At 70.0% G+C, this 12084-nt stretch carries 12 protein-coding genes; 1 reads left to right on the forward strand and 11 read right to left on the reverse strand.

The window, feature by feature from the left end; genetic code table 11:
- Positions 1-8 precede the first annotated feature (8 nt).
- Positions 9-677: a DNA-3-methyladenine glycosylase family protein gene (locus OG558_RS33420; RefSeq protein WP_405066540.1), complete on the reverse strand. Its 669-nt coding sequence runs from the start codon at positions 675-677 to the stop codon at positions 9-11.
- Positions 661-1623 (reverse strand): phosphotransferase enzyme family protein, encoded by a 963-nt coding sequence (locus OG558_RS33425; protein ID WP_405066541.1) that lies wholly within the window; start codon positions 1621-1623, stop codon positions 661-663. Before OG558_RS33425 ends, OG558_RS33420 begins: the two co-directional genes overlap by 17 nt.
- A 311-nt stretch (positions 1624-1934) precedes the next feature.
- Here OG558_RS33425 and OG558_RS33430 point away from each other — a divergent pair, with 311 nt between their 5' ends.
- Entirely contained in the window at positions 1935-2252 is a 318-nt protein-coding gene (locus OG558_RS33430; RefSeq protein ID WP_405066542.1) for an alkylmercury lyase, read from the forward strand.
- Between the two features lie 2 nt (positions 2253-2254).
- Here OG558_RS33430 and OG558_RS33435 read toward each other — a convergent pair whose 3' ends face one another.
- The 9 genes from OG558_RS33435 to OG558_RS33475 all read right to left on the reverse strand — a co-directional run bounded on the left by OG558_RS33435 (position 2255) and on the right by OG558_RS33475 (position 12081).
- Positions 2255-2545, reverse strand: a complete 291-nt coding sequence (locus OG558_RS33435; protein ID WP_405066543.1) for a hypothetical protein — start codon at positions 2543-2545, stop codon at positions 2255-2257.
- A 7-nt stretch (positions 2546-2552) separates the two neighbouring features.
- On the reverse strand, positions 2553-3230 hold the full coding sequence (locus OG558_RS33440) for a VOC family protein (RefSeq protein WP_405066544.1): 678 nt from the start codon (positions 3228-3230) through the stop codon (positions 2553-2555).
- A gap of 33 nt (positions 3231-3263) precedes the next feature.
- Positions 3264-3989, reverse strand: a complete 726-nt coding sequence (locus OG558_RS33445; protein WP_405066545.1) for an ABC transporter permease — start codon at positions 3987-3989, stop codon at positions 3264-3266.
- Positions 3986-4945, reverse strand: coding sequence for an ABC transporter ATP-binding protein (locus tag OG558_RS33450; protein WP_405066546.1), 960 nt, complete (start codon positions 4943-4945; stop codon positions 3986-3988). The genes OG558_RS33445 and OG558_RS33450 overlap by 4 nt, the downstream gene beginning before the upstream one ends.
- A gap of 57 nt (positions 4946-5002) precedes the next feature.
- Complete coding sequence (locus OG558_RS33455; protein WP_405072248.1) at positions 5003-5770, reverse strand: SDR family NAD(P)-dependent oxidoreductase; 768 nt, start codon at positions 5768-5770, stop codon at positions 5003-5005.
- Positions 5771-5849: 79 nt separating this feature from the next.
- The gene (locus OG558_RS33460) at positions 5850-8597 is read right to left on the reverse strand and encodes an ATP-binding protein (RefSeq protein WP_405066547.1); all 2748 of its coding nucleotides are present in this window, start codon (positions 8595-8597) and stop codon (positions 5850-5852) included.
- A 159-nt stretch (positions 8598-8756) separates the two neighbouring features.
- On the reverse strand, positions 8757-9128 hold the full coding sequence (locus OG558_RS33465; protein WP_405066548.1) for a VOC family protein: 372 nt from the start codon (positions 9126-9128) through the stop codon (positions 8757-8759).
- A 2-nt stretch (positions 9129-9130) separates the two neighbouring features.
- Positions 9131-9889 (reverse strand): ArsR family transcriptional regulator, encoded by a 759-nt coding sequence (locus OG558_RS33470; RefSeq protein ID WP_405072249.1) that lies wholly within the window; start codon positions 9887-9889, stop codon positions 9131-9133.
- 77 nt (positions 9890-9966) lie between these two features.
- The gene (locus OG558_RS33475; protein ID WP_329477468.1) at positions 9967-12081 is read right to left on the reverse strand and encodes a DEAD/DEAH box helicase; all 2115 of its coding nucleotides are present in this window, start codon (positions 12079-12081) and stop codon (positions 9967-9969) included.
- Positions 12082-12084 lie beyond the last annotated feature (3 nt).

Raw genomic sequence — 12084 nt, forward strand, 5'->3', positions numbered from 1 at the left:
ATCATGCCTTAGGACTGCCGGGCCGTCTCCGCCCATTGCCACAGGTAGAGGCACGCGAGTGTGCGGTACGGGCGCCAGGGTTCCGCGAGGCGCTCCAGCTCCGCGGGCGCGGGCAAGTCCGGCAGCTTGTACGCCTTCTCGACCATCCGGCGGATCTCCAGGTCGCCGACGGCCAGAACGTCCGGCCGCCGCAGGTGGAAGATCAGGAAGATGTCGGCAGTCCAGCGGCCGATGCCCTTGACCGCGATCAGCTGCGCGGCCACCTCGTCGTCGGACAGCGCGTGCAGGTGGTCGAGCTCGAGCTCACCGGAGCTGACGTGCTCGGCGAGCGAGCGGACGGAGGCCGTCTTGGCCCTCGACAGCCCGACCGAGGTGCGCAGTTCGTCGGGATCGTCGGCCAGGATCTCCTGCGGCGTCGGCGGCGTTCCGCCGAAGCGGTCCCGCAGGCGCTGGAAGATGGCGCGCGACGCGAGATTCGAGATGTTCTGGCTGACGATCGCGCGGAGGAGTACGGCGAAGTGCTCGCTCGGAAGGTTCGGGTCGGGCGTCAGCGCCGGGTCGGGCTCGACGGTCAGTGGCGCGCCGTTGGCCTGGACGACGTCGTCGATGATCGAGCCGAGCACCGGATCCGCCTGTCGCAGGTACTGCTCCGGTGTTAGATCAGCTGAGGTGGTCACGGAGTACTGCCTCGATCTCGTCGAGGCGGTCCAGCATGAGCAGGGCCGCCTGGTGACGGGCGCGTCCGTAGGCTTCCAGGGATGGATCCACGGCGTCCGGGTTGTGCAATGGTTCGGCAAGAGGATACGTCGAGGCCAACGTGTAGGCGCAGCCGACGGCGACGGTGGCTACGAGGTCGTCCGGTCGGGCCGCGGGATGCTCCTCGCGGTACGCGACGAGAAGCTCTGGCAGCCCGGTCATCCATTGATCGCCGAGGACGATCGTCCTGGGGTCGCAACCGATCCGCGCGATCTCCCACGACACGAAGCGTGAGGTCGGCGGCTGGAAGTCGATCACGGCCGCGACCTCGTCACCACGCAGCAGCAGGTTCGGGCCGGCCAGGTCGCCGTGCACGATCTGCTGGGTCAGCTCAGGCAGACGCCCGAGGATGCCGCCGACCCGATCCAGCGACGACCGCTTCTCCCGGGCGGCCTCCAGCGCGAACAGCTCGAATGAGCTCAGCCCGCTGCGCCGCCCGTACTCGCTGGTCAGCCGATCCAAGAGATCCCGCGACCGCTCGACATCGCGCACTCCGCTCGCGCCGACCCGAGCCGGCGCCGCCGCCGGATGACTCGCGAGCCGCCGATGGAGCCGACCAAGCACGGCCCCGACAGCCCGCCATCGCTCTCCGGTCAGTCCACCCTCGGCGGTCTCGGCGTCCGCGACGTACTCCCACACCGACATCGCCGGCGACCCGTTCTCCGCAACCAGTTCGCCCGCGCAAGTACGCCGTACGCCGGGAACCGGAAGACCACCCGCCCGCGCAAACTCGGCCAACTCCACGGCAGCCCGCTCCCGCTCAAGCCCGCCGCCATCCCGATAAACCTTCGCAAACCACCGCCCACCCGACTCCTCGGTGACAAGAAAGTTCGCCGTAGCCGTGCCGGCAGCAATCCGCGTGATCATCGCCGGCCGAATCCCGTAAGCAACAACCAAACGGTCTGCAACACCACCCGGTAACCGCCCGTCCTCGCTCATAGTTGCCTTCCTTGTGCCTCGCCAAGAAGCGTCGAGATCGTTGCCGCACTTGGCTTCCCACACGGGTCAATTTGAGAGGAGAACCTCGCAACTGCACCCTTCTACCCACCGCATGCCCGAGGTGAAGGGACCAGATCAGGGGTGAACCCCGCACCTGGCCGCCGCGGCCGGCCTCGGGGGTGGTGGTCAGTCCGGATTACCTCTCCAACCCTGCTCGACGCGGCATTACCGTGGATGGCATGCGAACGAGAGGAGGTCCGACGAGCTTGGAGGTCCTGCACGTCCCGGACTGCCCGAACCTGCCGCCTCTCCTCGATCACCTCAGCCAGGTGACCGACCTGCCTGTGGTGACGCGAGTGGTGAGTACGGACGCGGATGCCGTGCGGTTCGGCATGACGGGCTCGCCCACGCTACTGGTCCACGGGGTCGATCCGTTTCCCGCGGGGGAGTGCGGCCTGTCCTGTCGCCTCTATCGCGACGAGTCCGGCGCTCCCGTCGCCGTACCGTCGATCGAACAACTCCGCGCCGCGATCAGCCCGCCGGGCTCGGCCGACTGAGGTCACGGGAAGTGGCGGTTGATCCGGCGGAGGATCGGGCCGATCAACGGTCGTTGGTGCCAGCCCCGGGCGATCACACCTTCGCGTAGCCGGCGTACGCCGGTCCGCACCGTCGTGCCCCAGGCCGGCCTGAGCTCGTCCTGGCGCTGACTGGCGCGCTGCCTGATGTCGACGGCGCACGCACCGCAGATTCCAACCTCCGGATGAGCGCCCAACCGCACCAACTCGCGCTCGTCGTACTCCCTGTCGCAACACCAACATCTCGTCGGCGCCGGCTCGTCCGCACTGGTCACGCACCCATCATGTGCCTGCGCCCTCGAGGAATGTGAGGCGGTTGCCGTCCGGGTCCTGGGTGGCGGGCCGGCCCTCGGTTGCGAGCAGGGCGAGATGGTTGACGGGAGTGGTTGCTGGGGGCAAGGATTTGTGGAGTTTGACGGCGTCGGCGCCGAGGCGGAACGTGGCGGTCCCGGGGAAGTCGTCCGGGACGGGCTGCATGCCGAGGTGGGTGCCGTAGAACTCGGTGGCCGCGTCCAGGTCCGGTGCGGACAGTGCGATGTGGGACAGGCGGCGTACGGGACCTGAGGCGATGGGTGGGATGCGGAACTCCTCCGAGCGTTGCAGGAGTTCGATGCGTACGCCGTTCGGGTCGGCGAGGAAGGCGAGTCGGCCCTGGCCGCTGCTCGCGGTCCTGGGAGACGAGAGTTCGGCGTACCCCAAGGCGATCAGGCGCGCGTAGTCCGCGTCCAGGTCGTCGGTCATGAAGCCGACGTGGTTCAGCCCGTAGGTGGCGTCCGGATCGGGCTCCTCGTTGTGCAGCAGCTCCACCAGCCCGGTCGCGAGCTGAATGTGCACCCGGTGGACGCGACTACTGGCCACGAACAACCGGTCGACCACCTCCGCGCCGAGCCCGGTGTAGAACGCCAGGCTGGCTTCGAGATCCTGGACCCGACCGCCGACGTGGTTCAGCTCATAGATCACCGGATCACGATAGCAAGCGCTTACCGAGGAGGGTCAGGATCGCGTGTTGGTGATCAGGATTTCGCGGTCGAAGGCTTTGGCGGCGGTCTTCCAGCCGAGCACGTTGAGGAGGATCAGGACGACCGCGGCAGTGACGGCGAGCCTGGGGGAGGGCGGGATGACGTTGAGGGCGATCAGAGTGGTCAGCGCGACCGTCGGGAGGCTCGCGAGCGTTGCGAACTGCTGGGCCACGCGGACGTCGCTCGAGCGGGTGGAGATGACGATCGCGAGCCAGATGGACCAGCCGGCCAGGAGTGGCGTGAACAGGAGCTGGGCGACCAGGTCCGAAGGCCGGATGAGGGCCGACGCGACGCCGTCGGCGGCGAAGAGTTCGACGGCGAGCAGGAAGAGGCCGTAGACCGCGTAGGCGATCGCGACGGCCGGCAGGAAGGTGGCCAGAGCTTTGCCGAGCAGCAACTCGTCGGCGCGGATGGGGGTCGTCAGCACTGGCTCGAGGGTGCCTTGCTGGCGCTCGCCCACCACGGAGTACGCCGCGATCAGCGATGGAACGAGGGCCGGGATGCCGAGCATGTAGAGCAGCACATGCTCCTGCGCGAGCGGTGCCGAGGCGGCGGGCTGCAGCGCGAAGATGCTGATCAGCGGCTGGACGCTGAAGACCAGCGGGATGATCGCCATCCCGGCGGTGATGGATCGGTTGCGGCGGAACTCACGCACCTCCTTGGTGAAGACGGCTCGCACCCGCCGCGCGCTGAGGCTCATGATCTGTTCTCCACCGTCTCGAGGTAGACGTCCTCGAGTGAGTGGTGCGACTCGCCGATCGACAGTACGTCGGCGCCGTCGGCAACGAGCGCCCGTGTCACGGACGGAGCCGCGGCGGCCGGATCGGAGACGGCGAGGACATAGGCGGCAGGGCCGTCAGGCTGCCAACCCTCGACGCCTGGCAGGCCTTCGAAGACGCGCCGCGGGTCGGCGAGCGGCGCCGCGGTCCTGATCTTGAGCGTCTTGGCGAACAGTCTGTCGCGAAGCTCGTCGGGACGGCCGATCGTGCGCAGAGTGGTGTTCAGGATCGCGACGCGATCGCACAGGCGTTCTGCCTCTTCCAACCGGTGCGTTGTGAGAAAGATGGTCACGCCACGCCGCCGGAGATCGTCCACAAGGGTGTGAACGTCGCGCGCAGCCACCGGGTCGAGTCCCGAGGTGGGTTCGTCGAGGAACAGCACCTCCGGGTCACTCAGCAGAGCACGCGCCAGCGAAACGCGCTGCCGGAGGCCCTTGGACAGCGCACCGCATGCGTCCTGGGCACGGTCGGTCAAGTTGACGGCAGCCAAGGCGCGCTCGACGCGGTCGCCGGGCTGCGGCACTTCGTAGAGACCGGCGAAGCACTCGAGGTTCTCCTGCACGCTCAGCCGGAGATACAGCCCGGGTGCCTCAGGCATGATCGCGATCCGCTGGCGGATCTGTACGCCGTTGTCCGGCGTCAACGGGATCCCGGCGACCGTCGCCGTACCCGAGGTCGGCGCGATCAGCGTCCCCAGCGTCCGCACCATGGTGGTCTTCCCGGCCCCGTTCGGCCCGAGGAACCCGAACACCTCGCCGTACCCGATCTCGAACGAGACCCCGTCGAACGCAACCCGCTCGCCGAACCGCTTCCCCAACCCCTCGACAGCCAACGCCCACCCATCCCGCACCGGGTCACCCACGCGCGCCGTCGTCATACTGCGATCATCCCTCGCCCGAATCCCCCAGACGAGCTGCGCCGACCGAGCGTGGTGTCACCAGGTCTGGTCGGTGGCTCGGAGCAGGAGTTCGTTGAGAGAGACCCGGCGGGGGCGGGTGACGATGTAGGTGATGGCGTCGGCGACGTCCTCGGGGTGGAGGGGGTCGATGCCGTCGACCTGGCGGCGGACGGCGTCGCGGAGGTCGTCGGCGAGATGGTCGACGAGCTCGGTGTCGACGGTGCCGGGTTCGATCACGCTGACGCGGACGCTTTCCTCGAGGAGTTCCTGGCGGAGGGACTCGGTGAAGCCGTTCAGGCCGAACTTGGTGAGGTTGTAGACGCTGCTGGCCGGGCGGGCGACGCGGCCGGCGGTGGAGCTGACGTTCACGATGTCGGCGACCCGGCGGGGTGACGTCGCGGCTGCGTCGATGAGGTAGGGGACCGCCGCATGTGTGACGTGGACCAGCGCTGACACGTTGAGCGCGATCATGCGATCCCACTGGTCGGTCGTGGTGTGCAGGGCGGTGCCGAGCAGCATGATGCCGGCGTTGTTGATCAGGATGTCCAGGCGGCCGAGGCGGTCGACCGTGTCCTGCACCGCGCCGGACGCGACCTCCGGGTCGGTGATGTCGCCCTCCAGGACCGCGGCCCCGCGACCGTCGTCGGTCAGCTCGGCCGCGAGTTGGTCGAGCCGGTCGCGGCGGCGGGCGATGAGCGCCACCGCGGCACCTCTCGCCGCGAGGCTGCGAGCCGTCGCGGCTCCGATACCGCTGCTCGCGCCCGTGACGAGCGCAACCGCCCCGGACAGGGGCGTTTCTGTCATGGCCACGCCACGACACTCCTCCGGGCGTACGCCGGTCGCGCCAGGGAGTGTCCCTGGCCGACCGGGACCAGGGACCGGGCTAGCCGGTGGCGGCCTCGTGGTCGGTCCGCGGCAGCGCGCTCCGCAGTTGCCGGCGCGAGTTGATCGACAGCTTGTCGAAGATCTTGCGCAGGTGCCACTCGACCGTCCGCGGGCTCAGGAACAGCCGGGCTCCGACCTCCGGGTTCGACAGGCCGTCCCGCACCAAGAGGGCGATCTGCCGTTCCTGAGGAGTCAACTCGGCACCCGCCGACGACGACTCCGTCCGCTTGCGCACCCTCTCCCCGGTCGCGAGCAACTCCCGCCGCGTGCGTTCCGCGAACGCCTCCATCCCGATCGGGACGAACAGGTCGTACGCCGCTCGCAGTTCGGCCCGGGCGTCTACGCGGCGACTCTGCCGGCGCAGCCATTCGCCGTACAGCAGATGGGCACGCGCCAAATCCGGCCGCAGCCGGGTGGTGCCCAGTTGCTCGATCGCCTCGCGGTAGGCGGATTCGGCGCTCGGGCCTTTGCTCACCAAGCCACGGGCGCGGGCTTCGACGCCCAACCCCCAGGGCTCATGCGTCCCCCGGATCTGCACCTGGAGTCGCGCGAGTGCTTCGGTCGCCGCGGTGGGGTTGCCGCTCCGGACGGCGGCCTCGACCCACTCGCTCAGCGACCACGACGCCACGAAAAGCTCAGGGGTGTCGTCGGCGGCCAGCCTGGCTGACATCAACGCTTCGTCGTGGCGGCCGAGGGCGTTGAGGACAATCGATCGGGCCCAGTGCGCGTACTGCACCGCGGTGCCCTGGCCTACGGCCGTTGCCTCGGCGATGGTCTCCTCGATCAGGGCGAACGCGTCGCTCTCGCGTCCCCGCAGTGCCGCGAGCACCAAAGCGCCGTACTGCGCGACCTGCGCGCCGGTCGCCTCCCGGACCGCGTCGGCCTCCGCCTTCAGCGATGCCGCTTCGGCGAAGTCGCCCTCCAACGCGACGACCTGACCCAGTACGTTCACGCCGACCGCGAGTACGGCGAGGGCGCCGGCGCTCCGGGCCACCTGCACTTGCCGGGTGGCTGCTCCACCACAGGCCTCGAAGTCCCACGCGAAGGCCGCGGCGGCGGTCCCGAGCCATCCCCAGCGCAGGACCTCCTCGGTCGAGACGTCACCTGCTGCGAACGCACCGGCCGCCTGCTTCAGCAGTGGCACCGCGTGGCCGCGGTCGTCGGTGAACAACAGCGCGAAACCGTCGAGGAGCAGATCGGAGCCGCGTCCCGCGGCCTCGGCCGGGGGAGCCGCCCTGGCCGCGCGCGACACCTCCCGGAGATCCGCGGTCGTCGCCATCCGGCCGGCGAACAGTGCCGCGCTCCACGCGTCGAGATAGGTGTCCCGGGCAAGCCGTACGTCGAGCGGCTCGAGCGTCCGGGCCGCCCGGAGGAGCAGCGCCGGTGCGTCGCCGCCGCGCTGAAACGCGAAGGCGGACTCCGCGCGGAGAAGGTCGACCCGCGCGCGCCCGAGCTCATCCAGGTCGCCGGCACCGGCGGTGGCGAGAAGGCCTTGGGCGGTCTCGAAAGCTCCTGCCTGCAGGCTGGCCTGGGCCGCGGCCAACGCTCGGTCGGTCCGGCGAGCCGGGTCACGTGTCAGGGCGACGGCACGCTGCAAGAAGGCGGCGGCAGCAGCGAATCCGCCGCGGGCCTGAGCCCGGTCGGCGGACCGCTCCAGCTCGACGGCGACGTCCTCGTCCGGTCCGGCTGCCGAAGCGGCGAGGTGCCAGGCCCGGCGGTCGGGGTCGACCGTCGAGTCGGTCACGTTCGCGAGGGCAAGGTGCACAGCGCGTCGTTCCGGCGGCGTCGCCGAGCCGTAGAGAGCCGACCGGACGAGCGGGTGGCGAAACGTCACCCGTTCGCCGAGCGTGAGCAGACCGTCGATCTCGGCGAAGGCGGCGGCGATACCGAGCTCGTCGGCTGCTCGCCACACCAGCACCGGATCGCCCACCGGCTCGGCGGCCGCGACCAGCAGGAGCTGGCGGGTCGGCGCCGGCAACGTGTCGGCCTCGCGCAGAAAGCTCTCCTCGATCCGGCCCGGCAACGTCTGGGTGCCCAGCAGCCCGAATCCACCGGCGAGTTGCGTCGCGGTCAGCCCGCGCGGGAGCTCGAGCAGGGCCAGCGGATTGCCGCCGGTCTCCGCCACGATCCGATCGCGGACCGGCCGGTCGAGCAGGAACCCGACCGCCGATCCGAGCAACGCGCGGGCGTCATCCTCCTGCAAGCCGTCGACGGCGAGCTCGGCGAGACCGTGCAGCTCCTCGCGGACCTCCCGTGCCCCGAACAGAAGACCGACAGTCTCCGCGTGCACCCGCCGCGCGACGAACCCCAGCGTCTGCGCGGTCGCCGTGTCGAGCCACTGTGCGTCGTCGACGATGCACAACACGGGTCGCTCATCGGCCGCTTCGGCGATCAGACTCAGTACGGCGAGGCCGACCATGAACCGGTCCGGCGGCGGACCCGGCTGCAGCCCGAAGACGGTCGCCAGAGCCGTGCGCTGTGGGGTCGGCAGGTGGTCGACCCGACCCAGCAGCGGTGCGCAGAGCTGGTGCAGTGCGGCGAAGGCCAGTTCCATCTCGGACTCGACGCCCGCCGCGCGCAGAATGCGCATGTCCGGCGCGGCTGCGTCTGCCGCGAACTCCAGCAGCGCTGACTTCCCGACTCCCGCGCCGCCTCGCAGGACCAGCACCCGGCTCTCACCCGCGCGAACGGCCGCCAGCACGTCGTCGAGGACCTCACACTCCGACCGACGCCCGAGCAGCCTCATGCCCCGCCCTCGCCCCCCAGCGATGATCCGCACGACGCACACCGGGCCAACCACGCCACACCTGTGCCGAACTCGCTCAGATTATGCCGAGCAGATCCGCTTTGACCACTGACCCGGTCGAGTTTGTCCGGCCGGCTCGATGAACCTTGTCGCCCGCAGTCAGTTCGCGGGCTGGAACAGTTCGACGAGGTTGCCGGCGGGGTCGGCGACCAGGATCTGGCGCCCGCCCGGGCCGGTGGTGACTTCGCTGCGGAACGGGACGCCGGCGGCCTGGAGCCGGTCGATCTCGGCATCGAGGTCGTCCACGATCAAATGAATGCGGTTTCGGCCAGGCCCGGCCGCGTCGGCTGGAGTAGCACGTGCGCCGGACGACGGTGGTCCGGACAGCAGGAGGCGCAACGGCCCGTGGGTGACGTCGGCGAAGGCTGGTGCGGGGTTGCTGCGCACGACGAACCCGAGGTGTGTGGTGTAGAAGTCGATGGCAGCCGGCACGTCGTCGACGATGTAGCGAACGCTCGCGAAGGTGTCCATGGTCAGTCCTCCTTCTCGGTGCTGAGGCTCGGCAGTAACTGCCGAACGCGGGTGTCGATCTCGGCCGCCGCCGACAGATACCTCGAATAGCTACTTCGGCTCTCGTCGCCGGCCGCTGGATCGGCGATGCTCCAGTGGGCGCGTGGCCAGTACTCGCCGTCGGGCAGCGCCTCGCGCGCCTTGTCGCACAAAGTGACGACACGGTCGAACCGACGGCTCCGCGTGGAGTCGAGCGGGCGCGGTGCCTGCCCCTCGATGTCGATGTCGTACTGCTCCCGCAGCACCCGGACCGCGTGCGGATGGATGCGGTCCTTAGGCCGGGTGCCGGCGCTGCTCACGCGGACCCGGTTCCCGGCGTGGCGGCGCAGCAACGCCTCGGCGATCGGTGATCGAGCGCTGTTGCCACTGCAGACGAACAGGACGCTCGCTCGCCCTGACCGCCGCATCGGAGCGCTGGGTACTGGCGCCATCCGCAGGGCCGGATGCAGTGCGACGCCCACGTCGGCCAACGCGATGGCGCAGCGCTCGAGGTCGAGGTGGTAGTAGCTGTCACGCGCGTCGAAACTGCTGCGTCTCGCCGCAACCAGGCCACCGTCTCGCAGGAGCCGCAGGTGATAGGAGACCAGATTCTGCGGCTCGTCGACGATGGCGACGAGTTCACGGACGCGCAGATCGCTCCGCGCGAGCTCGGCGATCAGTTGCCACCTGAGCGGATGGCTCACCAGTCGAACGAACTCGGGTAGCGCCGCACCGTCGGTCATGCCCACCCAGCCGACATTACATCAAACCCAATTGATGCAGTAGATAGCTCCGCCCGCAACCAACGCCTGCGCAGGCGCTACTCCGACAGCGCGTTGGTCAGCAGGGCGACGAGGGCTTCGAGCTGGAAGTCGGCCGACGCCGCCACCTCGTCGTCGGACCCGTCCAGGGCGGTGGCCGCGAGGCCGGCCTTGGCGTCGATCAGGTCGGCGATCTTGGTGTCGATGGTCTGGGCGGCGATGATGCGCCACGCCGTGACCGGCTCGGCCTGACCGATGCGGTGGACCCGGTCGATGGCCTGGGTCTGCTCGGCGTTGGTCCAGGAGAGTTCGGCGAGGACGACGTTCGAGGCGACCTGGAGGTTGAGGCCGACGCCGGCGGTCAGCAGGGAGCAGACCGCGATGGAGACGTCCGGGTCGTTGACGAAGGCGTCGATGTTCTTCTGCCGGGTCGTCCGGGACTGGTCGCCCCGGATCGAGGAGTAGCGGATGCCGCGCTCGGTGAAGAGCTCCTCGGCCGCGTCCAGCACCTCGATGTGCCGGGCGAAGAACACGACCTTGCCGACGCTGTGCGCGAGCTGCGCCGCGTAGTCGGCGGCAAGACCGGCCTTCGCGCGGCCGATCCGCCGTACCAGGCTGAACACGTTCTCGCCGGTCTTGGCGCTGTCCCGGTCGGAGCGCTCCCAGCCGGCCACCCGGCGGACGAGGTCGTGGTCGATGCCGTCCACGGTGCTGCCGGAGGTCCGGGTCGCGAGGGCGGTCTCGTAGCGCGCGACGAGGCGGTCGGCGAGCTCGCGCTCGGCGTCGCGGATGGAGCGGCCGATGGCACCGTCGAGCTCGACGGGCAGGTCGGCGATCCGGCGGGCCGGGATATCGGCCGCGACGTCGACCTTGCGGCGGCGGACGATGCCCATGTCGATGACCCGCGCACGGGCGGCCGCCGAGAAGCCGGGATCGGCCGGTGTCAGGTCGGTCTCCTCGAGCGACTCCATCAGCTCGGCCCGCGGTCCGGTCTCGTCGATCCAGCCTAGGAATTCCCAGATCGCGGTGAAGTCCTCGATGTCGTTGATCAGCGGCGTACCGGTGAGTGCCATCAGCAACGGTCGCCCGGCGCGGGTCCGGATCCGCTCGGACAGCTGCAGCACGTTGCGCGACCGCTGGGACTTCTTGTTCTTGATGAAGTGCGCCTCGTCGACCACCATGCCGCGGAAGCCGAGATCGCCGAGCCAGCCGACGTGCCGGTCGAGTACCTCGTAGTTGACGATGACGATGTCGGCGAAGCCGTCGACGGTCTCGCCGTCGCCGTGGATCACCGTGGCGTTCCGCTTCGGAGTCCACAGGCCCGCCTCGCGGGCCCAGTTGGTCTTCACGACGTTCGGTACGACGACGAGCAACGGGTAGGCGCCCACGGCCCGGGCGGCGAGCAACGCCTGCGCCGTCTTGCCGAGGCCAGGCTCGTCGGCGAGCAGGAACGTTCGGTGGCCGGCCGCGGCGGAGGCGATCAGGCGTGCCTGGTGCGGCATCAGTTCCAGGCCTTCCGCCGTCCGCAGGGTGGTCGGCTCCGGCAGGGACTTGCTGGCGGAGGCCGCGGCGTGCTCGAACGACCTCAGCAGCGGGGTGATCAGCTCCCAGCCGGCCAGACGTCCCGGGCGGGGCGGGCGGGCCGGGGCCGACGAGAAGTCGGGCGCGAGGAACGGGTTGGCCAGCTGCCGCTGGACCACTGTCTGCGGCACGACCCGGCGTACGGTCGTGTCGGCGGGGGTCGTCGGCCGGCTGACGGGCTCCTCGCGGGGCGGCTCCTGACCGGCGGCGATCAGCATCTCGCGCTTGAGTGACGCGGCTGCCTCCGAGATGACCGCGTCCTCGGCGAGCAGGCCGAGGAGTGTGGTCTCGCGGGCGGCGGACTTGGCCAGAATCGTCGCGATCCCGTCGAGCCGCCGCAGCTGCTCGGCGCGATACGCGTCGCTGGAGGCGTGGTCGGCGTTCACCCGGGACCGCTCCTCGCGGACGAGCAGGGCGACGACCTGGAACTTGGTCCGGACCGACGGCCGGACGTCGGCACGCTCGACCGCCGACTCGACCTCTCGGACGGCGCGGGCGAGCACCGGGAGCAGGCCGTCGGCATCGCGGGCGGGACGACGGCGCTGAGGAGCCGGTCGGGTAGCGCCGGGCTGGCGCTGGCCTCGTCGGGCCAAAGA

This window comes from Kribbella sp. NBC_01510 (assembly GCF_045040325.1).
Lineage (GTDB): Bacteria > Actinomycetota > Actinomycetes > Propionibacteriales > Kribbellaceae > Kribbella.

What these genes read in the sequence shown, in the direction of transcription:
- OG558_RS33425 (WP_405066541.1), bottom strand. Translation starts at nt 1,623, where the DNA reads ATGATCACGCGGATTGCTGCCGGCACGGCTACGGCGAACTTTCTTGTC.
- OG558_RS33430 (WP_405066542.1), top strand. Translation starts at nt 1,935, where the DNA reads ATGCGAACGAGAGGAGGTCCGACGAGCTTGGAGGTCCTGCACGTCCCG.
- OG558_RS33445 (WP_405066545.1), bottom strand. Translation starts at nt 3,989, where the DNA reads ATGAGCCTCAGCGCGCGGCGGGTGCGAGCCGTCTTCACCAAGGAGGTG.
- OG558_RS33450 (WP_405066546.1), bottom strand. Translation starts at nt 4,945, where the DNA reads ATGACGACGGCGCGCGTGGGTGACCCGGTGCGGGATGGGTGGGCGTTG.
- OG558_RS33455 (WP_405072248.1), bottom strand. Translation starts at nt 5,770, where the DNA reads ATGACAGAAACGCCCCTGTCCGGGGCGGTTGCGCTCGTCACGGGCGCG.
- OG558_RS33460 (WP_405066547.1), bottom strand. Translation starts at nt 8,597, where the DNA reads ATGAGGCTGCTCGGGCGTCGGTCGGAGTGTGAGGTCCTCGACGACGTG.
- OG558_RS33465 (WP_405066548.1), bottom strand. Translation starts at nt 9,128, where the DNA reads ATGGACACCTTCGCGAGCGTTCGCTACATCGTCGACGACGTGCCGGCT.
- OG558_RS33470 (WP_405072249.1), bottom strand. Translation starts at nt 9,889, where the DNA reads ATGACCGACGGTGCGGCGCTACCCGAGTTCGTTCGACTGGTGAGCCAT.